The following is a 23,711-nucleotide window of genomic DNA, read 5'->3' on the forward strand; positions in this document are numbered from 1 at the left end:
GTATAACCTCCTTCGCCACGTAAATATGCATCTACAACTTTCTTTTTAAACTCATAACTGTATACAGCCATAAAAATACCGACCTCCAATCGTTAGATTTTTGGTCTAACTTTTGGGGGTCGGTACAATTAAGAATGCCTTTTTATTCTTTTTCCAACAAATTTATATGCAATGGCTGCCCTAAGAAATTTATTGAAATTATCCTGGAATATTCAATTTATTCATTTTTCTCCACAAAGTAGTGGTACTTATTCTCAGATACTCAGCAGTTTTAGATTTTATTCCATCATTTAGTTTAAGAGCATTTTCGATGATCTCTCTTTCATATTCTTGCAACATTTCTTCCAGTCCATTTTCCTCCACATCCTTGATATTAAAACTCGCCTTTATATTTCTTGGTAAATGCTCTACTCTAATCACTCTTTCATTGCCAATAAGGTTGAAGGATTTTTCAATACAATTCATAAGTTCTCTCACATTTCCAGGCCAACTGTAATTCACTAGAATATGAAGGGCATCCTCTTCTATATCCTCCACAAATTTTCCAAAGGTGATATTCATTCTTTTTATCCCGTTTCTAACAAGCAAGGGGATATCTTCTCGAATATATCTTAGAGAAGGCAGGGGGATGTCCAACACATTGAGGCGGTAGTATAAATCCTGTCTAAATATTCCTTCTTTAACCATTTTATCTAGGTCCTTATTGGAAGCAGAGATTACCCGGATATCTAGGTCAATCTCGTTTTGACTTCCTATCCTTCTTACCTTTCTCTCTTGGAGTACCCTTAGAATTTTCGATTGAAGGTCAAGATGCATTTCGCTAATTTCATCTAAAAATAGAGTTCCCCCATTGGCTTGTTCAAAAACTCCCTGGGTTCCCCCCTTTTTCGCTCCCGTAAAGGCTCCATCTGCATAGCCAAAGAAACTACTTTCCATAAGATTTTCAGGAATTGCTGCACAGTTAATCGCCACAAAGGGTTTATTTCCTCTGTTGCTGGCATTATGAATGGATTGAGCAAAGACTTCCTTGCCTGTGCCCGTTTCTCCTAGAATCAATACATTTGAATTGGATTGGGTGGCAATATGAGCAATTTCCTTTGCTCTTTGGATTTCTCTAGATTTCCCGATAATATCCGAAAAATTATATTTTGCATCCTGATATTTTTTCATTTCGTTCATCAGGCTATGGCTTTTTTCTACATGGTTTTCATTGTTAAACCCAAAACCAAAGCTTTCTCCTAGGGGTATTCGCACGGCACTTGCCCCATCAATATAATTGGATTCTCCAATAATTGGTTTTTGTTTACTCATGGCTTCATTGGCATCTTTACTTATGGTGCCAATGAATTTATCATTTACTTCTCCATTGGCATTGACTGAGGCTAACCTCTTTCCTTCAAAATCAAATACCACAGCTTCTCCCCCCGCCACTCTGGCGATAAAGGGCAGAGTATCTATAATAGACTTTTTAAGAGAATTCCTGTAGTTCACCCGTTCTACATTACTGCAACACAAAACATAATCTCCTATAGGAATGCACCAGGTCTCTGCTCCATCTTCCAATTGAGACATTCCGTATACCGCTTTTTGCTTCTCTGCGGACTTTTTGGCTAGTTCATAAAAAACTCCTCTAAGATTATGCTTCTCATTTCCTTGAGAATCTATGGTCATTATTCTTTCACCATTTTTATAGGTAAGGGCTGCATATCCAGTGGTGACCCTAGCAATAATAGGAAGAGAACCTAGAAGCATATCTTTTAATTGATCCATCTTTAACATTCCCCCGCTGAAATATAATATTGAGTACTACTATTTGTCTTCTTTTTATTATAACAAAAGGATAGGATTTTGAATACAAACTGTATAACTTGCTGTATAACTTGCTGTATAACTTGCTGTATAACTTGAAACCGATTGTTTTATCCTATGGAAAGTATCATCGTGTTGCTTCTAAGATGGAATTCACAGAAGCTAGGCTAGACTTTTTCTTTATCCTAATAATAAATCCTTGGATAAAGTCAATATCCAAGGATTTATTGTTAGGTTCTCTATTGATTTCCTTAAAAAGTAGGTTCAATTAATCCGTAGTTTCCATCTTTTCTTTTATATATCACATTAATGTCATCGGTTTCTCCGTTAGAGAATACAAAGAAGTTATGTCCTAATAATTCCATTTGAAGAATAGCTTCTTCTACGGGCATTGGTTTCATGGCAAATCTTTTGGTTCTTACAATTTCAGGTTTACTTTCCTTTTCCTTTTCGGAGATAAACTCTGTTGGATCAAATTTAAAAGTACCACTTTTTGTCTTTTTTTCTATTTTTGTTCTATGTTTTCTAATTTGTCTTTCTAATTTCTCTGTTACATTGTCAATCGTTGAGTACATATCATCAGTTGATTCCTCTGCCCTTATGATTGCACCATTGATAGGAATAGTGATTTCTAAAATATGTCTGTTTTTTTCGACGCTAAAGGTAGCAATTACCTCGGTAGAAGGATCAAAATATTTGTTTAACTTTTTGAGTTTCCTTTCTAGCACCTCTCTGATCCCCTCTGTAACGACCATGTTTTTTCCACTAATTGTCATACGCATCTTCAACAACTCCTTTCAATGCCTTTCTATACAATAGTATTCTATCTTCTTCCTCTAAATTCCTTTATGATCTTGTACAAATTTAGAGTCTGTAAATACTGCTTGTATATCCTTTATTATACCCAGGGAAAAGCCTATCAATCATGGGATGAAAAACTTTTTAAATAAACTTATACAAATATCGACAATTTTCTGCCAAGTTGTTATGTGAATAACGTGGATAACTCCATAGTTGTGGACATTTTATCTGTGGATAAAGTGGATAACCCTGTTGATAAGTTGGGAATAGGGTGTTTATTCTGTGGAAAAGATGTTAAAAAGGTGGATAGTCCCTCTCCCTTTTTCTACATTTTTTGCAAGAAAAAAGCGTGTACCCTTACACGCTCTTGCTTACATATGTATTTAGCTGACCTGGTTTTTTCCCCCACACTCGCCAGCTGGAAGGTTAGCTTGGGGGTTACCCTCACCATTCTTCTCTCAGTTTTATTACTGGCTGGTCTTACTTCTAAGCCGCACCATGATCAGTAATTCATTTTGATTACCTTACGTGGATCGTTTCGCCTGCGACTGGCATCGACTTTCAACCACAGACCTAGATACATATGTCTATCCTATTATAAACTTTATTTATTCTTTTTTCAAATTTTTTTCTCATATAAATGGACTAGTATTCTCCTATATTCTATGGTAAGATGAAAACAATAATTGAATAACAATATTTAAGGTGTTCATTTTAAAGAATGAATGAAAAGGGAAAAGGGTGAAAAACCCTTACAGCCCCCGCTACTGTGAGTAGTTATGCCTATATCATACCACTGAAAACCGGGAAGGGATATAGGATAAAAGCTGCAAGTCAGGAGACCTGCCTCAAATATTCATGCTATTCCTTCGGAGGGAAGGATTGGGTACTTTTACATATTTTGTCTCTGAGACCAATCTTTGCTATTGGTCTTTTTCTTTTTAAAAGGCTCTTTTTCCCTGTGGGAAAAAGAGCCTTTTTTCTTCCCCTACAAGAAATAGCCACCTATCTATGGAAAGGAGGATGGCCCAGTACAACTTAAAGTTCTGAATGACTATAAAATTTAGGAGGAAAAAAATGAAACTTTGCAAATCTTGGTTGAAAAAAAGTATTTCTTTGTTAGTTGTTTTAATGATGATGATCTCCATCCTAGCCCCCAGTTTTGTCTTTGCTTCAGAGGGCACAGGGGAAATAATAGAAGAGAATGAAACTCCTATGGAGGGCTTAGAAGAAGAGAACTTAGAAGAAACTGAAGAACCTCTTACTTCTACTCCCATAGAGGAAATGGAAATTAAAGAAGAAGAAAGCACCCCATCACCTATAGATGAAGAAAAAAGCCTAGAAGAAACTAGTGAGGTAAAGGCTATAAAGGAGCAGGAAACGGTTTCCTTGTTCTCAGAAAATTCCACAGAAGACAATGAAGAGCCATCTACTCCCTCTTTAGAAGAAGCATTAAAAAAGACAGTAGACTATTATAAAGCCAATCCTCCCCAATCTCCTAGTGGAGCGTGGGAAACTTATGTTGGCCTATGGGGTGCTGGAGAAAATTTAAATAACACCCCTTGGCCAGAGCAGGCATGGGTATCTACAGATCCTGATTTAAAAGCAAATACTACGAGTAATGATTATATTTATTATGGATATAGTTTATTGGCTCTTGGTAAAGACCCTTCTACAATATGGGGCAGAAATTTATTTGCCGAACTATCCACCCAGCAGAATGATAGTGGACTCTTCTCTACCCCAGGCAAGCATATCTTTGCCATGTTACTCCTAGATGCCGGAGAAAAATTAGGCGCTGATGTAGGAATGTGGAACCAAGAAAATAAAGAAAAAGCCTTAAATAGTTTGTTATCCCAGCAAAAATCAGATGGTACTTTTTCACCTTTTAGCAAGCCTGATTATGTTGGTTGGGCTTTAATAGTTTTATCACAATATCGTGATTATCCAAGGGTAAATGCATCTATAGATAAAGCTTTAGCTTATCTACATAGTATCCAAGATGACAATGGTAGCTTTCCTGACACAGGTGGATGGGGAGCAGGAGAAAACGCAAATTCCCAAGCCTGTGTAATCCAAGGCCTTGTCGCTGTGGGCGAAGATCTACTTAGCCCTCAAAGCCCATGGATTAAAAATGGAAATACCGCATTAGATGCTCTATTGGCATTTCAAAAAGAAGATGGATCCTTTAAATGGAGTAAACAGTCTGATGGAGCTATTGGTATGTCCACCAAACAAGCTCTGGTAGCCCTAGTAGATTTACAAAGTGGAGAGTCCACTTGGAATAGGATAGGAAAAGAAATGTATTTGCCCTCTGTAGGAGAAAAAGATGTGGAAGAATTAATCGCCCAAATCAATGCCTTCCCCTCTCTATCTAGTCTTTCTTTAAAGGACAAGGTACAGGTAATGGGAGCTTATAATCGATATCTACAACTCCCTGAATACTATCAGAATCAAGTTACTAATAAAGATATTTTACTGGCTTCCCGGGAAAAAATAGTCAAAACTGAAAACCTTATTCAATCCATTGAAGAGGCCATCTGGAATCTTCCTGGAGATATAGAGGACATTACCCTGGAACATAAAGAAGCTATCTTAGCCATTATGAAAGACTATGAGTCTTTATCCCCTGAGGATCGAGAGTATGTACAACATTATGCCGAAGTATTAGATGCTAAAAATAAAATAGATGAATTAGAAGAGCAAAAGGCCAAAGAAGAAGAAAAGAAAGATCAGGAAGATCAAGAGGATACAGAAATTCCTAAAACCGAAGGGAAAAATCCTTCCCCTGAAAATCCAAAACCTCAAGATAAGGGTGAGATAGAAGAGTCAGAAAACAAAAGCCCTATTTTGGCTGGTTCAGACAATAACCAAGGCAATACCAAAGGAAATAATCCAAAAACTGGGGATCAATATCTATTCCTTCCCCTATTGTTATTCATTTCATCCTTAGGAACCACTTCCTACTTGGTCTTTCAGAAAAAAAATGCTCTGTCCCAAGATCGTCACTAATTTTTATGTTTTAAATCTCCTAGGGCAAGGGTAACTTGCCTTAGGAGCAATTATAGGAGGGTAGCCATGAAAAACAAACTCTTTATTTTTACTCTTATTGTATTTCTTCTTTTTTCCCTCTTTACGGGTTGTAAAATCCAATCTGTAGAGGAGTATCACAAAGCTGAGGATGCTGTAAGCCAAGAAAATCTTTCAGATACATCGAAAGATTCCTCCAATAGTATAGAAAAGGATACTTCTTCTGCCCAGAAGGAGGATAAACCTTCCTCTAAAACCCAGGATGAATCTTCTAAGGACAAGGCTTCCAAAACAGAAGCTTCTTCAGATAAGAAAACAGCACCAGTAAAATCAATATCTGAAAAAAGTAAAACATCAAATTCCACAAAGAATTCTTCAACAACTCCCTCTTCTTCTAAAGGAAATGGAGATACAACCGACAATAAAAATACCAATACTTCAACCCCAAAACCAACTTCACCCAACAAAAATACATCTAAGCCTTCTACTCCTCCCAAAGAAGACTCTCCGCAATATGTCACTCTAGAGATTCGGGTAGATACTATATTGAAAAACTATGATAAATTAGATCCTGCTTTAAAGAGCGAAAAGTTTGTTCCTTCTAATGGGGTGATTCTAAAGAAAACCAAATTTCCTTTAAAGGAGGGAGAAAGTGTCTTTGATATTTTGGTTAAGGCCACTCGTAAATCTAGAATTCATATGGAATATCAAGGGGCAGACAAAAACCAATATGGTAGTGTCTATATCCAAGGAATCAATAATATCTATGAATTTAGCTGTGGAGACTTAAGTGGATGGATGTACAATGTCAATGGCAGTTATCCTAATATAGGGGCCAGTGTCAAAAAGGTAAAAAATGGTGACCATATTCAATGGAATTATACCTGTGATTTAGGAAGGGATTTATGAGAAGATTGGTAAAAAAATTCATTTCTAAAAAGGAGGGGAAAAAATGAGCGCTTTTGCATCTTATCATCCCATTGTGTTATTTTCCTATTTTACTCTAGTGATTTTATTCTCTATGTTTTATATGCACCCTGTTTATCTAGGCATATCTCTTTTTTCTTCTATCCTCTTTTTAGGAAGTTTAAAGGGGATATCTGCCCTTAAAAAAAGCATATTCTTTTCCATCCCTGTTTTTCTCCTCATTGCCCTTAGTAATCCTCTCTTTAATCATAAAGGGGTTACTCCATTGTTTTATATGAATCATAATCCCATCACTCTAGAAGCCATCCTTTATGGCCTGGGTATGGCGACCATGATCCTGACAGTGCTTTTTTGGTTTGGCTGTTATCATGAGTTCATGACATCGGATAAGTTTATTTGTCTCTTTGGCCCCTTCCTCCCCTCTATGGCCCTTGTTTTATCCATGACTTTACGATTGGTCCCTAAGTTTAAACACCAGATACAGCTCATCACTAACTCTCAAAAAACCTTAGGGATGTATATCACTTCAGGAAGTATCTTAAAACGGGGGAAAAGTGGTATGCGTATCCTGTCCATCTTAATTACCTGGGCTTTAGAAAATGCTATAGATACGGCGGACTCTATGAAGGCTAGGGGATATGGTTTAAAACCCCGTTCTTCCTATTCCCTATTTCGATTTTCCAAAAGAGACGGTCTTTTCTTAGGAATCACCCTTCTCTTGGGAGGCCTCATTATTTTAGGAGAAACCTTAGGTTGTTCTTCTTTTCTCTATTATCCCTATGTCTCTCCCTTAGAGTTTTCTCCCCTCGCCCTATTTTTCTATTTTTGTTATTTTGTACTCATGATATTACCTGTAGTGGTTGAAAGTAAGGAGGAAATGACATGGCGTTTATCCATATCCAAAATTTAAGTTTTTCTTATCCCCTTCAGGCAAAGAAAACCTTAGATGATATTTCCCTTTCTATAGAAGAGGGGGAATTCATTGTTTTATGCGGTAGCACTGGTTGTGGCAAAAGTACTTTATTAAAGCATCTAAAAAAAGATCTCGCTCCCCATGGAGAAAAAACAGGAGAACTCTTTTATCAAGGGATAAATATCCAAGAGATAGATGAAAGAACCTTGGCTTCTGACATTGGATTTGTCATGCAAAATCCTGATCATCAAATTGTCACAGATAAAGTATGGCATGAATTAGCCTTTGGCTTGGAAAACTTGGGTCTACCCTCCTCTATAATTCGCCGAAGGGTAGCTGAAATGGCAAGTTTTTTCGGCATTCAAAATTGGTATAGAAAAAGCACCGCCGATTTATCTGGAGGCCAGAAACAATTATTAAACCTAGCCTCTATCATGGTGATGAACCCTAAGGTTTTGATCTTAGACGAGCCCACCTCCCAGCTAGATCCCATTGCGGCCTCAGAATTTATAAATACTTTAGTGAAAATCAATAAAGAATTATCCCTCACCATTCTTTTGGTGGAGCATCAATTAGAAGAGGTTTTTTCCCATGCGGACAGGGTAGCCCTTCTAGATAAGGGAAAGTTAATAGGTTATGACAAACCCGAAAAAGTGGGAGATATTTTAAAAAGTTCTCAAAACCCTCATCATCCTATGCTTTGGGCTCTTCCCACCCCCATAAGAGTGTATAATGGTCTCCATGGCTCAGATTCCTGTCCCCTAACCCTTCGTCAAGGTAGGGATTGGCTCTCTAAGAATTTTTCCCCTGTCCCGGCTCCTATAGAGATCCAAAAACAAAAGGACTCTTCTAAAGAGGTTGTCCTAGAGTTAAAAGAAGTATGGTTTAGGTACAAAAAAGATCTTCCTGATGTATTGGAAAACCTTTCCTTGAAGGCTTATCAGGGAGAAATTTTGAGTATCTTAGGGGGAAATGGGGTGGGCAAAACCACTGTGCTCGGTCTTTTATCCGGTCTATATCACCCCTATCGGGGAAAGGTTCTCCTAAAGGGGAAAAATATAAAAAAATATGGAGAAAAAAAATTATATCATAGGAATTTGGCCATGCTGCCACAAAACCCTCAGAATATCTTTGTGGAAAATTCTGTAGAAAGAGAATTTAAAGAAATGACCAAAGCAATGAAGTACTCTAAAATAGAGGCCCAGGAAAAAACCCAAAAGATTATTCGACAATTAGGCATTGAAGAACTCCTTTCCAAACACCCCTATGATTTAAGCGGAGGAGAACAACAAAAGGTAGCCTTAGCTAAAATATTATTATTAGAACCTCAAATTCTCCTTTTGGATGAACCTACCAAAGGGATAGACGCCTATTATAAAAGAGAATTTGCAGAGATTTTATTTCAATTAAAATCCCAGGGGGTGACCATTATTATGGTGAGCCACGATATTGAATTTTCTGCCCAATATTCTGATCGCTGTGCTATGGTCTTTGATGGGGATATCGTCTCCCAAGAGGATGTTTTTACCTTCTTTCGAGAAAACCATTTTTATACCACTGCAGCCAATCGAATGGCCAGACATATCTTCCCCCATGTCATTACCTGTGAGGATGTGATTCATTCATGCAAGTCCAATCAAAGAAAAGTCATCTAAATAAAAAAAAATATCAGCTACTCTCTTGGATAATCCTTCTATTGGGTATACCCATTGTGATTCTCCTGGGCGTCAAACTTTTTAATGATAGAAAATATAATCTTATCTCGATTATCATTGCCTTTTTTGCCTGCGTGCCTTTTTTTCTCCAATTTGAAAGGAGAAAACCTAGGGCTCGAGAAGTCATGGTCATTGCTGTGATGTCAGCTATTTCCGTTACAGGGCGATTAATTTTTGCAGTCCTACCAGGATTTAAGCCTGTTACAGCCATCACTGCCATTACGGGAATAGCTTTGGGCCCAGAAACAGGCTTTTTGACTGGAGCCATATCGGCTATAGCTTCTAACATGTTTTTTGGTCAAGGTCCCTGGACTCCTTTTCAAATGCTTTCCTGGGGACTTATGGGGTTTATAGCAGGGATTTTAGGAAAGTTTAATATTATGCAAAATAAAATTATTTTAAGTCTTTATGGCATATTCTCTGGCATACTCTATTCTCTTTTAATGGATATTTGGTTTGTTCTCTCCATAGATGGTTTATTTTCCTGGGACAAATATATCTTCGCCATTGCCTCTGCCCTCCCCTTTATGGTGATTTATGCCCTCTCTAATGTGTTTTTTCTCCTTCTTTTTTCCAGGCCCCTAGGAGAAAAGTTACAAAGGATGAAAACCAAATATGGACTTATGGAATAAAAATAGTAGCAAAGCTGCTTCCGCTAGGGAACCCTTTCCCTTCGACGATGGCAAAAATGCTATTCTCCACCACCCTCCTAATGCGGCAGGGGAGATTCCCCTACAACTCCTTCTTTCCATTCAATAAAACAAGGGATTGCCCTTCTATAAATCATGGAGAAGCAATCCCTTTGCTTATTTTTTTCGTGCATGTACTACAGTTCTAGCCTCTTTAAATTCATAACTACAGGTAGATAGGGTAATGATTTCTTCCTCTCCTGCAAAAGCAATATCCCTATAAAATTTTGCATTGTCTTTTAATTTTTGTATATGAGCTAAAAACTCTTCCTTTGAGGAAAAGGAGGTTTTCAGGTAATCTTCATTTCCGCTGAGGACAGAAATTGCGAAAATTTCATAAGTAGATTTTTCTCCTAGAAGATTTATATCAAACTCTCTATTTTCATCAAAAAAATCCTTGTTTTTATACTGGACCAAATTTTCAAACATAGTTCCATCCTTCATATGATGGCCATAGACAATAAGATTTTGATCCTTGGAAAAATCATTTCTATAGTCCATGAAAATGGAACCGTGAATAGACTTTTTCCCTTCAACATCATGGGTTAAATAAAAATCATTATCCTCTCCCTGGACTATTGGATAATCTATTTTCGTCCCTTCAATCTCTATCCAACCTATAATATTTTGATTTTCCCCTTGGAGTTTTTTAAAGCCTTCTTCCCCTTTTCCTGGAGTATGATAAATTTGAGATAATTCTTGGGCAGTTTGTTTGTTTTGAAAGCTTTTATAAAAATAATTGATTATCATTCCAGAAGAAAATAATAAACCTGCTATAGATAGAATCAATAAACTCTTTCTCACTCTTCCTTCTCCTTTTCATGAAGCCTTTCACCAAAATCCTGCTTTTCTCTATATATTTTTCTGTTTCCTATTCTATCTGCCTTCCTCCTGCAGCTGTAGCAAAATAAACTTCTCCTGCTCCTGCTGTCTTTAGCACTTTTGCACAGGCATTAATGGTTGCTCCCGTAGTATAAACATCATCTATGAGCAATAAGGTTTTCCCCTTTAATAATTGCTCATCACTGACTTTAAAAACTCCTGCAATATTTTTCTGCCGCTCCCACTTGGTCAAGTCGGTTTGATGAGGGGTATCCTTTGTTCTCATTAACCCATTTTTCAATAACTTGATATCTACTATGGATATTATCCCTCGGGCCAGTTCTTCTGCTTGATTGAACCCTCTTTCCTTTAATCGGTTGGGATGTAGGGGAACGGGGATAATAAAATCAATATTATCCTGCCAAGGCATAGTCCCTATCTGTTTGGCCATTTCCCGTCCTACCCATCTTGCCAACTTGATATTTCCCTCATATTTAATTTCCTGAATAATCTTCTTTCCCCCAAAAATATAGGTGAATAAGGATATGCCTTGCTTAAAGTCCTGCTCATAAAAGGTGCAATCGTGGCAAAGACCGGTATCTGCATTTCCCTCTTCCTTACCGCATTTGACGCATCTTTTTTCTCCTATCCAAGGAATTTTCTCCACACAGGGATAGCAAAAGGGCCCCCTTTCAAACAGCAAAAGCTTATGACAAAAAAGACAATATCCATCCCTTGGGAAAATGGTTTCAAGGAAAATATTTTTTAAATAGCGGAAAGTGGCCATGGTCTTCCCCCTTTACAATTCCTGTTCATTCAATAGAAAATTCAACTTATCTCGGATACGTTGACTTAGACCGGTATAGCGTTTATTGATGTGATTATTTTTAATCATATCTAAAAGATATTTTTCCAGTCCTACCAAGACCACCAAGGACTTGGCTCGGGTAACAGCAGTGTAGAGAAGATTTCTAGTCAATAACATAGGAGGACCCCAACTCATGGGCATAACCACCACAGAAAACTCACTTCCTTGGCTTTTGTGCACAGTAACGGCATAGGCCAGCTCTAATTCGTCAAGTTGGTTAAACTCATATTCCACTAGTTTTTCTTCATCGAATATTACCCTTAGTTTTCCCTCCTCTAAATCAATGGATTCTATTATCCCAAAGTCTCCATTAAAAACCCCTTCTCCTTTAAGTTCCTCCCCATCGGCAATGTTTTCCCAACGAATATTATAGTTGTTTTTGATCTGCATGACCTTATCCCCTTCTCGAAAGATAACTTCCCCCATTTGCTTTTGTTTCTTGTTTTTATGGGGTGAATTTAGTTTTTCTTGAAGGCTTTGGTTTAGTTGATGTACCCCCAATATACCTTTTTTCATAGGACTTAGTACCTGAATGTCCTGTAGGGGGTCGAATCCTTTGTATTTAGGTAAGCGTGTACTACATAGATCCACAAGGGTACTTAATACCTCTTCCTTTGTATGAATACGATGAAAAAAGAAATCCTTGTTCTTTACATTGAGTAGGGGGAGTTCTCCCTTGTTGATGTGGTGGGCGTTGACCACAATCATACTTTCCTGGGCCTGACGAAAGATTTCATTTAATTGGACCACCTTTACTACACCACTTTCAATAATATCCTTCAATACATTGCCTGGTCCCACCGAAGGCAGCTGATCTACGTCCCCTACTAGAATAAGCCGGGTGCCCGGCTGAATGGCTTTAAGTAAATGATTCATCAATAAAATATCTACCATGGAAACCTCATCGATAATCACGACGTCGGCTTCTAGGGGTGCCTCTTCATTTTTCTGAAAATATTGATTTTCCTCTTCCTTAGCAAAGCCATATTCCAATAACCTATGGATGGTTTTGGCTTCTCGTCCTGTGGCCTCTGCCATTCTTTTGGCTGCCCTACCCGTTGGGGCTGCCAGCAGCACCTCTTCATCCATTTCTTCGAGAATATCTAAAATACTATTAATTATGGTGGTCTTGCCTGTACCCGGGCCTCCCGTAATCACCAATACCCCTTTATCCATAGACTCCTCTATGGCCTGTCTTTGTCTTGCCGCTAATAGAATATTATTTTTCTTTTCTACCCCATTGATTTTATCCTGTAAATCTATAATATTTTCCTCTGATTCTGTCATGGAGAGAGCGACTATTCTCCAAGCAACCTCCTCTTCGGCACGATAAAAAGCTATGGAATAGTAGACCCTTTCCTCATCTATCATTTCTAGTTTAATATGTCCCTTCATTACCATATCCACTAAATAGTTTTGCACCTCTTCTCTGGGGACTTCTAATAATTTAGCTGCATTGGCAATAAGTTGCTCTTCAGGATAATAGATATGTCCATTATTATGGACTTGGTATAGGGCATATTTCACCCCAGCTGTAATACGATAGTTGGATCTAGGGTCTATTCCCATATTCATCGCTACTTGGTCGGCTATCTTAAAACCAATCCCGATAACATCTTCCGCCATTTTATAGGGATTTTCTTTCAATGTAGCGATGGTTTTTTCTCCGTACTTTTTATAAAGTTTCACTGCATAGCGGGGGGTTACTCCATAATTTTGTAAAAACAACATGACTTCCCGTAGGCCCTGTTGTTCTTCATAGGATAGAATAATTTGTTCGGCTTTCTTTTCTCCAATCCCTTCCACCTCTGTCAAACGATAGGGATGAAATTGAATGATGTCTAAGGTATCCTTTCCGAAGTGCCGTACCATCCTTTTGGCAGTAACCGGCCCAATGCCCTTAATCACCCCTGAAGCTAGGTATTTTTCGATGGATTCTTCTGAGGATGGAATTTCCACATGAAAGGATTCTGCTTTAAATTGCATCCCGTATTCAGGATGAGTAACCCATTTCCCTGAAAGACTTACTTGTTCTCCCTCCTGTAGTTCAGGGAAAAATCCAACCACAGTTACCAATTGTTCTTCCCAATCCATATCCGCAACGGTATAGCCATTATGTTCATTATAATAAATAATCGAAACAATCTGTCCTGTTATTCTTTCTAAGCCGCTCAATCCGAATTCCCCCAAACCTTTGGTTATCCTTTGATTATATCATTACCTTCTAATTATTTACAATTCCTTATATACCTTCACAAGCTTTCCTATAATCTGCTGTAATTCCTCCCTACATACACTTTCCTCTTTATTTGCCCCCGTAGGATAAGTAAATCTAGGCAGAAAACAATCCCTCAGCCAAGTGCCTTGCATCATTTTTCTGTTAATGCTTTGGATATGTTGTAATACGTCTAAATAGCATCCATCTCTAAAGTAAATTCTAGAATATTCCCCCCGCTTTTCAATGGATTTTATCCAAATAAAATTAATATAACCATAGGCTCCATCCTTTTTTAATCTTGGTCTTCTTACCTTCATGGGAATGAAAATTAATTCTGAATGTATGGGATAGGGTAAGATGTTTTTTTGGCCTAATTGTTCTTGAAGGATTTTTTTTAGTGAAAAAATATCTATATAGTTTTCATAGGCTACTTTTTTAATAAAGGTTCTAATATGAATGGATCTATATCTCTTCCTTCCACCCTGAAATAAAATCTTGGTGATATCTCCCCGACCATCTTTATATACAGGGATGGCATATAGGATTTCCTTACTCCCCATTTCTTCCCTTTCCTCTATTATTGTTTCCTGCATAATATCTCCCCTAGACTTTTTATTTTCATCTTATCACGAACATATGTTCTAGTCAAGTTAGGTAGAATTGTACAGATAGGAAAAAAGCCCCTAAGGGCTTTTGCTCAGAAACTCAAGGAGACGGTTCTTCCTTGCTGTTTTAAAGGGCTAGATTATATGAAGGACAAGATGATAGGGATGGTTATGATAGATAAAATATGGCTAACCACTACACATTTTGAGCCAAACAAAGAATCGCCATTAAACTTTTGGGGAAATATTACCGTAGTTATGGCGGAAGGGAGGCTGATGAGCGTGACACAAACCTGGATAAGCAAAGGGTCTTGAGTCAAAAATTTTACTAAGACCATAGTAAGTATAGGTAAAACAACCAACCTATATAAAGAGCCATAGTAAACATCTTTATCCGAAAAAATATCCCTGAAATATATTTGAGCAATTTTATCCCCTACAATCATCATGGCTAAGGGTGATGTAAGGGCTCCCAGCATGCTCATAGGCATAGATAAAAGATAAGGAATTTTAATAGAAAAGATAAATAATATAAAACCGATTATAACGGCTAACACAGCTGGATTTTTGATATGCTTTAGAATGTCTATCTTTTTCTCTTTTTGATCTTCCTTCATAAAGAGCCCCTGACCATAGGTCCATAATAAAATGTGATGGGGAATTAAAAACACTGAAGCATAAAGCACAGCCATTTCTCCATATATCGCCTGAATAAAGGGTAATCCCATAAAGCCGGCATTGGGGAAAATAAAAAAGATATGAAATACATTCTTTTTATTCTCAGGATATTTTTTAAATATACTCTTTGCTAACAGCACAAACAAAAAATGTAAAACAATAGAAATCAATAAAATAAGTAATACTTTTTGAAACATTTCTTTTGAAAAGCTAATTTCAAAGGCAGAAATGATCATAGCAGGTAAAGCAATGTTCACCAGAATATTGGACAACCCTTTTGATATGGTATCATTGATTATCTGCGTCTTTCTTGCTACCATTCCTACTAACATTAATACTCCTAATACTGCTACTTGTGTGATAATAATTCTGTTCATAATTCCTCCAATAAATGTAAATATCCATTTTTCTACATAAGCTTCTTAATTTTGCATCGTATTAATCTATCTTCTCTATTACCCCAAAAATCCTTCTTTAATCCTTCACCCAATCCTTTAACTCCTGATAGACTTTTAGCGTTTCTTCTCTCTGTCTATAATTTACAATGATCTTTCCACTTTTTGTGATGATCACAATATAAGGAGGTTTGTTTTCATAAATAGATAAATTTACCTCCTCCTTATTCTCTAGAGTAAAACTCCCCCTTAGGATATAGCCTAAATCAAATCCGCCTACCTTACCCATTATTTTAGGAATTTCCTCTTGAAGAGTGATTTCTTTTATATTCTCTTTCTTGACATAATTGCTATACATCCCCCCAATAGTTAGGTCTTTCTGGTTCATCTCTATCTGGGGATCTTTCATTGCATATATAAATAATATAGAGACTATTCCTAGCACAAAAATTACAATGCCTAGAATAAATCTTTTTTCTATAGTTTTAGAGGTGGTCTTTTTGCTATGGTCATACTTTTGACTATGAAAAACGAAAAGAACAGCGAGGGGCAAGATAGCCAATAGGGATATGGAAGACAATCCTCTATAACCGTAGTGACTTGTTATGGCTGATATTATCATAAATAGGGCCATGATGAGAAGAAAATTCCCCATTGCTCTACGCAAACCTTGGATATTCACATTTTTCTTTTGTTCTTTCCCCATGGTATTATATCCAGCAATGAGAAAGTCCCATTTTAAATATTTAATCCCTAGGGCTAAAAAGAAAAACAAACCTGCTATACTATATAAAATCCCCATCTTTTCTCTTCTCCCTTTACATGAAGTTTTTATCTACAAATAAATTATACTCTACTACATCTAAATGATATCATATAAAAGTATTTTTAACTTATTTTACTCTGTTTTTCTGAAAGTACTTTCTTTGTCAATTTTTATTATAGAATAAAAGGACCATCATAAAAATAGCTCCAAAAACTGGGGCTATTTTATGATCAGGAACAACTGAGAAAATTCCTCAAGCTGCCCAATTGTATTTTATTTGCGATAAATCCTATTTCTCTCAGGCATTAACCAATATTAAGTCTTTCAATTTCTCTATCAATTAAGTTAATTTCTTCTTCGGATAAGCTCCAATCAAACGTAGCACAGTTTTCATTGGCCTGTTCTGGCGACATTACCCCTGTAAGGGCAGTTCCTACATAGCTTTTTTGGGTGCTCCAATTAATAGATACTTGTGCCACTGGTCTATTATGTTCAGCTGCTATTTTATCAAGGGTTTTTAGAAGTTCCATAATTTTTGAAAACTCTGGTTCTTTAAAGAATGGATAGAATACTAATCTCATATCCTTTGGATCATATTCTGGGCATTTTCGTATGGCCCCTGTTAATATTCCTGCCCCTAAGGATCCATAACTCATCGTAGAAATCCCTTGGGTCTCAGCCCATTGCATAAGTTCCTTATGGCTTTGATTTACCATGGAATAGGGCGGCTGTATAACATCAATTTTAGCATATTTCTGGGCAGCCATAATCAATTCCTTAGGGGAATTGGACATTCCGATAAACCTAATTTTTCCTTTTTCCTTTAACATATTCAGGGCAGCCATTGTTTCCTCAATGGGAGTATTGACATCTGGCCAATGCATCATATAAAAATCAATGTAATCTGTTTGAAGTCTTGTTAGGGATTCTTCCACCTCCCTTTCAATGGAATTATATTTGCAATCCCTAACTGACTTACCACTAAAGTGGTTTATATAAGTGCCAAATTTTGTTGCTAACAAAACCTTATCTCTTCTACCCTTTAATGCTTCTCCTACCACTATTTCTGAATGGCCTTCCCCATAAACTGGTGCCGTATCAATTATATTAATTCCATTATCTAGCATAGCATGAATTGCCGCTACAGATTGTTTTGTATCCACTTCTCCCCAGCCTACACCAGCTGAATTGGCTCCCCCTATTCCCCAGGTTCCAACCGTAAGAGCAGAAACGTCCACACCTGCATTTTTAAAATATTTATATCTCAAATCTATTCCCCCTGTAATGATTTACGATATTTTGCTTCCTCGTAGTGTTTTTTTACTAACTCCTTTAAAAGCCAGTCTTCCTCCTTTAATCCACAATACTTATCTATGGCATTTTCTATACCTTTTTCTTGCACATAGTTTGTTATGTCTATACTTTCTTGATCTTCTTCATCTCTATATAAAAATCCATAAGCTATTCCTCTGGCAAGATAAAATGGTACGATATGATGCTTTATACACATTAAAGCTGGCCCAACAAATCGATTATGGTATGAAAGTTTACCCATTGGATTTGCTGCTACCCGAGAAATAGGATCCTTTAGCTTGGTATTTTTTATATTCAAAATCCCATTAATCCAGTCTTGCCTTTCTTTAGAGCTAAAGTTAAATTCCCTTTGTATGGCTTCTTCTGCCTCATAAAATGCCTCTGTAACACATTTTTGAATATAGGGATCCTTATTACAATCTGCGATAAACTCATATTCCTTAGCCTTTCCCATAAAAGCTGTCATGGTATGTTTCATATTCCCTGTATAAACTTTCCTATAAATTTGAGCATTTGCTTTTTCTACCCTACTAACCGATTCAACTTCAGGAAACTGTCCCTTAAAATGTTCTCTGTCAATTCCTACATATCCCCCAAGTCTTGTGGTTACAGCAAAGGGATCCGCTGCTAGAAGTTCTTTAGGAGAGGGTAATCCTGCCGTTCCTACTAATACTTGGCATATTCCAACATTGTTATGAAAATAATTTAATGCTTCAGCATTTTGTACTAGGTTATTTTCTATCTGCTTATTGAAATATTCCGGTGCCCCCAATGCATTAACACATAATAATACATTTAAGTAGCTCTTTCCTACTGTTACTCTTCTTTTTATAGCTTCAGATATATTCTTGCAGATACTTTCAAATGCTCCTTCATATACACAACAGGCAACCAGATCTATAGTGGTTATTCTTTCAATTAGTTCCTTTGTATCGGAACAGTCCAACACCTCAAAATTGTCCACTATAATACGTTGGGTTTTCTCTTCTCCCACACGCTCAACAAGATATTTCCCTTGTTCCGCCAATTTTTTCATTCTTTCCGCCATAATATCATATATCACAAGCTTATATCCTGATTGATAAAACAAGCTCCCTATAACCCCTCTACCAATATTGCCTGCCCCTATAATAAGTATTGCTTTATCCTGATTTTGCATACCATCCCTCCAGAAACCTTACTATCCGATTATTCCTACCGCAAATAAAGCTGCCCCTACTACAAGGGTCCCAATTAATAAGGGCACAATCTTTATCTTCTTACTTAATAGCCGATATTCTATCCCTACTAAAATTAATGAAAGCATTTTAGGCATAATAGAGTCTAGGGATTGTTGTAAAGCTAGTCCTCCATTTTCAATATCTCCTATAGTGATGGGTGTAGATACACTTACATTAGAAGCAACCATAGCTCCTATAGCCATTAGTCCAACGACTGAACAAGCATAGGATATCTTATCCATTACTCCTGATTTTTCTGACTTAACTAAAAACTCAGAACCCATATTGTATCCATAGTTAAGGCTATAGTACCGTGCTAGAAAGTTAGGAATATTGTACATAAGAAAAAATAGAATTGGTGCAAGTACATTCCCCTGAGCAGCCATTGTAACGACTAAAGAAGTAGCTAATATTCTTAAAGTTGCAGGAAATAATGTATCTCCTATGGCGGATAACGGTCCCATAAGTGCTGTTTTTACTGCACTTATATTGGTTGGATCAAAATCAGGGTCCTCCGCATTCTTTTCTTCCATAGCTACAGACATTCCCAATGCAAATCCTGCAATATTAGGAGTAATATTGAAATACTCCATATGACGTTTCATTGCATCAATACGGTCTTCTTCTTTATCATATATCTTCTCAATAGCAGGAAGCATAGCGTATGTATATCCATTGTGCATTTGTCCTGGATAATCATTTAATCCATTCAGTGGTATGTATCTCCGGAATATTCGTTTTAAATCCTTTTTTGTTATCTTAGAACTCATTATCATCACCTCCGAAAGAATTAACTAATACTGCATTGTCCTCCTTAATGGATGAAAGTATTAAAACAACAATTACTCCTAAAAATGTGATTGCCAATGTTGACATGCCTAAATAAGCAGCTAGCATAAATCCTAGAAAGAAAAAAGGGGCAACTTTTTTATTGATAATCATTTGTAATAATAGTGCAAATCCAATAGCCGGTAATAAATTAGCAGCTGTAGCTAGACCATTAATGACTACCACTGGTAATTTATCAACTATAGCATTCACCGCCGTATATCCTATGGATAATGAAACAAATCCATAGATAAAATAGGGTACAAAACTGACAAACCAACCTCCAAATAAATATGTTCTCGAAACTGCCTTCATATTGCCTTTTTCAATTTGATTACTCATTAAACGGGAGAAGAAAGAAGCCATCAATTTGCATCCTATAAAAATAAAACCACCTAATAAAGCAACTGGTACCGCCAATGCTGTAGCTATTGCAGTTCCACCTTCGGTTAGAATCGCGAATGCTGTACAAATAGCCCCCGCTGAACCATAATCAGGAGATACAGCTGCACCTATAGGAAAAGAACCTATAAACATTAATTCGAGCACGCTACCAATAATGACGCCCTGAGATGCGTCTCCTAAAGCCCATCCTACAGCAGTTGATATAACTATAGGACGGCATATTTGAATATATCCAAGCATAAACTCCATTTTAAATAAACCCAATATTAATGCTACTAATAGGGCTTGCGTTAACATTATTCTCATCTCCCTTTTATTTATCTAAAATTTCATTAGTAACAATGGTTTCTGATTCTGTTGGTACTTGCTGGATAATCATTTTTATGTTATTTTCTAATAGTCTTTTCATACATCCGATATCCTCTTGATTTGCATGGATTGCCTTACTAATGGCTTTAGTTCCCTCTTTTGCTGGCATTACTCCCAGATTTATTTCTTTTATAGAAAGACAACCGGTCAAAAGTCTTTCAGCATCTTGGACGCAGTTAACAACAATGAGCAACTTATATTTATCTGTTACTCCAGAATTTATAGCTTTGATAGAGTCCTCAATAGACTTTATAACTATTTTTACCCCCTGTGGTTTTGACATTCTAATCATCGATTGTCTCATGGGATCTGCTACTACTGCATCATTAGCTACTAAAATGCAGTCAACCCCTAAAGCTCTGGTCCAAGATATGGCTACCTGCCCATGCACAAGCCTGTGATCTACCCTAAGCAGTTTAATCATGATTTCCCTCCCCTTTATTCGTCATTCGATATTTTTATCAAATACCACGCTTACCCTATAGGAACCTGGTACTATAGCAGCTTCAAAGGCTTTTTCTACATCTTCAAGTTGTACTTTCTTTTCCACTAATTGTGATAATTTTATTTTCTTTTGGTTAATGAGTTCTGCTGCTCGTGCAAAATCACAATTATCAGCAGAAAAGGTGCCTATTAACTCCATTTTTCTATAATGAATTAAATTTGAGTCTACATGGAGTTCAGGTGCTGGATAGCCTGCTGCAAACATCAGAACTCTTCCATGAAATCTTTTTAGCATAGCTATCGCTTGATCATTGGCAGATGTTACACCAACAGCAAGAATTACTGCATCTGCACCTTTCCCATTGGTTAATTCCATCACCTTTTCTACAGAATCAACCTTTGATGCGTCAATGACATGAAGCCCCATTTCTTGAGCCGCCTTGATCTTCTTTTCCATTAATTCTGTAATAAACACATTACAACCTTCAGCCTCTGCCACTAATGCATTGATTATGCCCATAGCTCCGGCACCAATAACAACAATATCTTCTCCGGGCTGAACACGAAGCTTGCGTATTCCTTGACATACTGTTCCTACAGGTTCTACAAAGGCTGCTTCTGATGCATCAATTTCCTTATTGATTTTAAATAATGCATGATATTTCTTGATAACATATTCAGAACAACCAAATCCACCATGATAGCCATCCTCAGAAACTTTATTTCTTCCTTCTCCAATAAGTACACATTCACTGGTAAGTCCCTTTTGGCAGGCCTCACATTTACCGCACATGTCATAACCTATGCCGACATAATCTCCAATCTGAAAATCAGGCACCTTACTTCCCTTGTCAACTATAACACCTGCAAACTCATGTCCCCATGCCATTGGAAAATTTAAATTCTTTCTAGCCCCTGACCATAATCCATAGTCAGCAGTACAAATATTGCAAGCCAGATTTTTAATAAGAACTTCTTCATCCTTTAACTCCGGTACCTTTCTTTCATGTATCTTTACCACCTTTTCCTGTTCAATAACTGCAAATCGAGTACTTTCTATTTTTCGGGGCAAAATTATCTTCCTTTCTTTATTTTATATAATGTAATCCTTAAGTAATGTCCAAGTATTTTCATAAACCTTAGCTGGTTCCTTAAAATATTTACTCAAGGTGTATTCCAATGTAAAATGTCCCTTATAATTATTTTTATTAAACTCTTGAAAGTCCTTACCAGGAATACTTTCTCCATCCCCCCAGGCCAAGTGCCCTGGAAATCCCCTCCTATTATCCATATAATGACAATGGTTTACTCTTTCTCCAAAGACATCGAAATATTGCTGAATGCACTCTCCTGCATTTGTTATGGTATCTAAATCAATAGTAACTGTAAAATTCCTTGAGTTAACTTCCTCTATCATTTGTTCCATATCATTGATGGTATTTACTAGTGTGGTACTCTGAGGTGATAAGGTTTCCATAGTAAGATATACACCATACTTTTCCGCAAAATTACATAATGTGCCCACCATTTCTACAGATCTATTCCAAGCCTGCTCTCTAGGTTCAGATAAAAACTGCCATCCTGATGATATGGAAATCTTTGAACATTCTAGCTCGCTTGCAGCTAAAATAGCATTTTGAAAATATGCTCTGGTCCTTTTGATTAATTCAGGGCTCTTTGATGCCATATTGTGAGGCTTTGGACAGGTCTGTTCTGGAGTAATGCAAATTACAGACAGTCCATATTTTTTGAGCATATCCTTTATTGGTTTGGTCTGTTGATAAGAATTATAATCCAGTAGATAATGTGCACCACAGGTCCAAAGATCAATACTTTTGTAACCAATATCACTTATTGTTTTAAAATAATCCTTTAGTTCATAAAACCTGTAGATGTGATTCATTGGAGCTATTTGTTCCAAGTGAACCTGTTTCATGCTATCTACCACCTATTTTCAGAGTTAAATAACTTCATGTATCTCTTTAGTTCTTCTTTATATCCTTCTACTCCCAAAGCTATTGTTTGTTGTAGATTTAACTTCTTGGATGCAAATTCTCCAGTAGCACTTTTATCTAATGCAAATTCTATTGTACCCTTTAGAGCATCTCTTAAAGCCCCTTGCCCGGCCTTGCTTATATCTGTATTTAGATTCACCTTTTGAATTCCTTCTTTTATTGCTCTAGCCAGATTGTCATCGCCAGTCCCTGATCCGCCATGCAATACAAGGGGAATATCTACTTCTTTTTTAATCCTATTTAATAAATCAAAATCAAGATAGGGAGTACCCTTATAGGTTCCATGGGAAGTACCAATAGCAACGGCCAAACAATCTATACCTGTCTCTTCCACATATCTTGCAGCCTCTGAAGGATCCGTAAGACCAGAGTCTCTAGTTGTTTCATATTCTTCCCCCTGTCCAACATGGCCAAGTTCAGCTTCTACCGAAACACCTACGGCATGGGCAATTTTTACTATTTCTTTCACTTCTTTTACATTTTCTTCGTAAGAAAGGGTAGATCTATCGATCATTACAGAACTAAATCCCGCATGAATTGCCTGGATGATGTATTCATAGGGCCCACCATGGTCTAGATTTAGTGCGACGGGAACCTCTGGATATCTTCTTTCATAAAAACGGGCAATATCTGCACATTCATAAATTCCATGGACAGCTGCTACATCTAATATCATCGGCGCCCTTAACTCTATTGCTGCTAAATAAGCTGCCTCTATGGTTTCTCGATTAAATACATTTGGGGCTGCAATGCCATAATTCTCATTTTTTGCCCTTTGTAGCATTTCTGACATTGATATAATCATTTTTTAACTCCTTTCAAATTATAAAATGTTAAGTTCATGGTATTATCATTCTGTCAATTATAAATAAAAGCAAAA

At 37.0% G+C, this 23,711-nt stretch carries 23 protein-coding genes and 1 riboswitch; of the genes, 6 read left to right on the plus strand and 17 right to left on the minus strand.

What is annotated here, in order from left to right; all coding sequences use genetic code 11:
- Positions 1 to 198: 198 nt before the first annotated feature.
- The 3 genes from NSA47_RS04400 to hpf all read right to left on the minus strand — a co-directional run bounded on the left by NSA47_RS04400 (position 199) and on the right by hpf (position 2,591).
- Positions 199 to 1,770 carry a sigma-54 interaction domain-containing protein gene (locus NSA47_RS04400; protein ID WP_257529701.1) on the minus strand — a complete coding sequence of 524 codons (1,572 nt, stop codon included), beginning with the start codon at positions 1,768 to 1,770 and terminating at the stop codon, positions 199 to 201.
- 166 nt (positions 1,771 to 1,936) lie between these two features.
- Positions 1,937 to 2,077, minus strand: coding sequence for a hypothetical protein (locus NSA47_RS04405; protein ID WP_257529702.1), 141 nt, complete (start codon positions 2,075 to 2,077; stop codon positions 1,937 to 1,939).
- On the minus strand, positions 2,061 to 2,591 hold the full coding sequence (gene hpf, locus NSA47_RS04410) for a ribosome hibernation-promoting factor, HPF/YfiA family (protein WP_257529703.1): 531 nt from the start codon (positions 2,589 to 2,591) through the stop codon (positions 2,061 to 2,063). The genes NSA47_RS04405 and hpf overlap by 17 nt, the downstream gene beginning before the upstream one ends.
- A 705-nt stretch (positions 2,592 to 3,296) precedes the next feature.
- Positions 3,297 to 3,475: riboswitch (cobalamin riboswitch) on the plus strand.
- Between the two features lie 212 nt (positions 3,476 to 3,687).
- Between hpf and NSA47_RS04415 the strand changes: the two genes are divergently transcribed.
- The 6 genes from NSA47_RS04415 (at position 3,688) to NSA47_RS04440 (ending at position 9,954) form a co-directional block, all read left to right on the plus strand.
- Positions 3,688 to 5,622 carry a prenyltransferase/squalene oxidase repeat-containing protein gene (locus NSA47_RS04415; RefSeq protein ID WP_257529704.1) on the plus strand — a complete coding sequence of 645 codons (1,935 nt, stop codon included), beginning with the start codon at positions 3,688 to 3,690 and terminating at the stop codon, positions 5,620 to 5,622.
- A 66-nt stretch (positions 5,623 to 5,688) separates the two neighbouring features.
- Positions 5,689 to 6,549 carry a DUF4430 domain-containing protein gene (locus NSA47_RS04420; RefSeq protein ID WP_257529705.1) on the plus strand — a complete coding sequence of 287 codons (861 nt, stop codon included), beginning with the start codon at positions 5,689 to 5,691 and terminating at the stop codon, positions 6,547 to 6,549.
- A gap of 43 nt (positions 6,550 to 6,592) precedes the next feature.
- On the plus strand, positions 6,593 to 7,477 hold the full coding sequence (locus NSA47_RS04425; RefSeq protein ID WP_257529706.1) for an energy-coupling factor transporter transmembrane component T: 885 nt from the start codon (positions 6,593 to 6,595) through the stop codon (positions 7,475 to 7,477).
- Positions 7,450 to 9,135, plus strand: coding sequence for an ABC transporter ATP-binding protein (locus tag NSA47_RS04430; RefSeq protein WP_257529707.1), 1,686 nt, complete (start codon positions 7,450 to 7,452; stop codon positions 9,133 to 9,135). The genes NSA47_RS04425 and NSA47_RS04430 overlap by 28 nt, the downstream gene beginning before the upstream one ends.
- The gene (locus NSA47_RS04435) at positions 9,105 to 9,827 is read left to right on the plus strand and encodes an ECF transporter S component (RefSeq protein WP_257529708.1); all 723 of its coding nucleotides are present in this window, start codon (positions 9,105 to 9,107) and stop codon (positions 9,825 to 9,827) included. The genes NSA47_RS04430 and NSA47_RS04435 overlap by 31 nt, the downstream gene beginning before the upstream one ends.
- Entirely contained in the window at positions 9,811 to 9,954 is a 144-nt protein-coding gene (locus NSA47_RS04440) for a hypothetical protein (protein WP_257529709.1), read from the plus strand. The genes NSA47_RS04435 and NSA47_RS04440 overlap by 17 nt, the downstream gene beginning before the upstream one ends.
- A gap of 47 nt (positions 9,955 to 10,001) precedes the next feature.
- Here the strand turns inward: NSA47_RS04440 and srtB are convergent, their stop codons facing one another.
- From srtB to NSA47_RS04510, 14 genes are all read right to left on the minus strand, one after another.
- Complete coding sequence (srtB, locus tag NSA47_RS04445; protein WP_257529710.1) at positions 10,002 to 10,688, minus strand: class B sortase; 687 nt, start codon at positions 10,686 to 10,688, stop codon at positions 10,002 to 10,004.
- 67 nt (positions 10,689 to 10,755) lie between these two features.
- Positions 10,756 to 11,493, minus strand: coding sequence for a ComF family protein (locus tag NSA47_RS04450; RefSeq protein ID WP_257529711.1), 738 nt, complete (start codon positions 11,491 to 11,493; stop codon positions 10,756 to 10,758).
- Between the two features lie 12 nt (positions 11,494 to 11,505).
- On the minus strand, positions 11,506 to 13,749 hold the full coding sequence (gene recD2 / locus NSA47_RS04455) for an SF1B family DNA helicase RecD2 (RefSeq protein WP_257529712.1): 2,244 nt from the start codon (positions 13,747 to 13,749) through the stop codon (positions 11,506 to 11,508).
- 57 nt (positions 13,750 to 13,806) lie between these two features.
- A complete protein-coding gene (locus tag NSA47_RS04460) occupies positions 13,807 to 14,385 on the minus strand; it encodes a hypothetical protein (protein ID WP_257529713.1) in 579 nt (192 codons plus the stop codon).
- Between the two features lie 152 nt (positions 14,386 to 14,537).
- Positions 14,538 to 15,452: an AEC family transporter gene (locus tag NSA47_RS04465; RefSeq protein ID WP_257529714.1), complete on the minus strand. Its 915-nt coding sequence runs from the start codon at positions 15,450 to 15,452 to the stop codon at positions 14,538 to 14,540.
- A 97-nt stretch (positions 15,453 to 15,549) separates the two neighbouring features.
- On the minus strand, positions 15,550 to 16,272 hold the full coding sequence (locus NSA47_RS04470) for a DUF3784 domain-containing protein (protein WP_257529715.1): 723 nt from the start codon (positions 16,270 to 16,272) through the stop codon (positions 15,550 to 15,552).
- Positions 16,273 to 16,541: 269 nt separating this feature from the next.
- Positions 16,542 to 17,504, minus strand: a complete 963-nt coding sequence (locus NSA47_RS04475; protein ID WP_257529716.1) for an aldo/keto reductase — start codon at positions 17,502 to 17,504, stop codon at positions 16,542 to 16,544.
- Between the two features lie 2 nt (positions 17,505 to 17,506).
- On the minus strand, positions 17,507 to 18,709 hold the full coding sequence (locus NSA47_RS04480; protein ID WP_257529717.1) for a mannitol dehydrogenase family protein: 1,203 nt from the start codon (positions 18,707 to 18,709) through the stop codon (positions 17,507 to 17,509).
- A gap of 21 nt (positions 18,710 to 18,730) precedes the next feature.
- On the minus strand, positions 18,731 to 19,540 hold the full coding sequence (locus NSA47_RS04485; protein WP_257529718.1) for a PTS system mannose/fructose/sorbose family transporter subunit IID: 810 nt from the start codon (positions 19,538 to 19,540) through the stop codon (positions 18,731 to 18,733).
- The gene (locus tag NSA47_RS04490) at positions 19,530 to 20,300 is read right to left on the minus strand and encodes a PTS mannose/fructose/sorbose/N-acetylgalactosamine transporter subunit IIC (RefSeq protein WP_257529719.1); all 771 of its coding nucleotides are present in this window, start codon (positions 20,298 to 20,300) and stop codon (positions 19,530 to 19,532) included. Before NSA47_RS04490 ends, NSA47_RS04485 begins: the two co-directional genes overlap by 11 nt.
- 16 nt (positions 20,301 to 20,316) lie before the next feature.
- Positions 20,317 to 20,796, minus strand: a complete 480-nt coding sequence (locus tag NSA47_RS04495) for a PTS sugar transporter subunit IIB (RefSeq protein ID WP_257529720.1) — start codon at positions 20,794 to 20,796, stop codon at positions 20,317 to 20,319.
- Positions 20,797 to 20,817: 21 nt separating this feature from the next.
- On the minus strand, positions 20,818 to 21,888 hold the full coding sequence (locus NSA47_RS04500) for a zinc-dependent alcohol dehydrogenase (RefSeq protein ID WP_257529721.1): 1,071 nt from the start codon (positions 21,886 to 21,888) through the stop codon (positions 20,818 to 20,820).
- Positions 21,889 to 21,909: 21 nt separating this feature from the next.
- A complete protein-coding gene (locus tag NSA47_RS04505) occupies positions 21,910 to 22,752 on the minus strand; it encodes a sugar phosphate isomerase/epimerase family protein (RefSeq protein ID WP_257529722.1) in 843 nt (280 codons plus the stop codon).
- A 5-nt stretch (positions 22,753 to 22,757) separates the two neighbouring features.
- Positions 22,758 to 23,636, minus strand: a complete 879-nt coding sequence (locus NSA47_RS04510) for a class II fructose-bisphosphate aldolase (RefSeq protein WP_257529723.1) — start codon at positions 23,634 to 23,636, stop codon at positions 22,758 to 22,760.
- Between the last annotated feature and the right edge of the window lie 75 nt (positions 23,637 to 23,711).

It is taken from the genome of Irregularibacter muris (assembly GCF_024622505.1).
Classification (GTDB): domain Bacteria; phylum Bacillota; class Clostridia; order Eubacteriales; family Garciellaceae; genus Irregularibacter; species Irregularibacter muris.

Bases quoted from the DNA above. Each gene is read 5' to 3' on its own strand.
- NSA47_RS04435 (WP_257529708.1), top strand. From the start codon at position 9,105: ATGCAAGTCCAATCAAAGAAAAGTCATCTAAATAAAAAAAAATATCAG.
- NSA47_RS04505 (WP_257529722.1), bottom strand. From the start codon at position 22,752: ATGAAACAGGTTCACTTGGAACAAATAGCTCCAATGAATCACATCTAC.
- NSA47_RS04480 (WP_257529717.1), bottom strand. From the start codon at position 18,709: ATGCAAAATCAGGATAAAGCAATACTTATTATAGGGGCAGGCAATATT.
- NSA47_RS04495 (WP_257529720.1), bottom strand. From the start codon at position 20,796: ATGATTAAACTGCTTAGGGTAGATCACAGGCTTGTGCATGGGCAGGTA.
- NSA47_RS04510 (WP_257529723.1), bottom strand. From the start codon at position 23,636: ATGATTATATCAATGTCAGAAATGCTACAAAGGGCAAAAAATGAGAAT.
- NSA47_RS04425 (WP_257529706.1), top strand. From the start codon at position 6,593: ATGAGCGCTTTTGCATCTTATCATCCCATTGTGTTATTTTCCTATTTT.
- NSA47_RS04490 (WP_257529719.1), bottom strand. From the start codon at position 20,300: ATGTTAACGCAAGCCCTATTAGTAGCATTAATATTGGGTTTATTTAAA.
- NSA47_RS04440 (WP_257529709.1), top strand. From the start codon at position 9,811: ATGGACTTATGGAATAAAAATAGTAGCAAAGCTGCTTCCGCTAGGGAA.
- NSA47_RS04460 (WP_257529713.1), bottom strand. From the start codon at position 14,385: ATGCAGGAAACAATAATAGAGGAAAGGGAAGAAATGGGGAGTAAGGAA.
- NSA47_RS04470 (WP_257529715.1), bottom strand. From the start codon at position 16,272: ATGGGGATTTTATATAGTATAGCAGGTTTGTTTTTCTTTTTAGCCCTA.
- NSA47_RS04485 (WP_257529718.1), bottom strand. From the start codon at position 19,540: ATGAGTTCTAAGATAACAAAAAAGGATTTAAAACGAATATTCCGGAGA.
- hpf (WP_257529703.1), bottom strand. From the start codon at position 2,591: ATGCGTATGACAATTAGTGGAAAAAACATGGTCGTTACAGAGGGGATC.
- NSA47_RS04400 (WP_257529701.1), bottom strand. From the start codon at position 1,770: ATGGATCAATTAAAAGATATGCTTCTAGGTTCTCTTCCTATTATTGCT.
- NSA47_RS04420 (WP_257529705.1), top strand. From the start codon at position 5,689: ATGAAAAACAAACTCTTTATTTTTACTCTTATTGTATTTCTTCTTTTT.
- NSA47_RS04415 (WP_257529704.1), top strand. From the start codon at position 3,688: ATGAAACTTTGCAAATCTTGGTTGAAAAAAAGTATTTCTTTGTTAGTT.
- NSA47_RS04450 (WP_257529711.1), bottom strand. From the start codon at position 11,493: ATGGCCACTTTCCGCTATTTAAAAAATATTTTCCTTGAAACCATTTTC.
- NSA47_RS04465 (WP_257529714.1), bottom strand. From the start codon at position 15,452: ATGAACAGAATTATTATCACACAAGTAGCAGTATTAGGAGTATTAATG.
- NSA47_RS04430 (WP_257529707.1), top strand. From the start codon at position 7,450: ATGGCGTTTATCCATATCCAAAATTTAAGTTTTTCTTATCCCCTTCAG.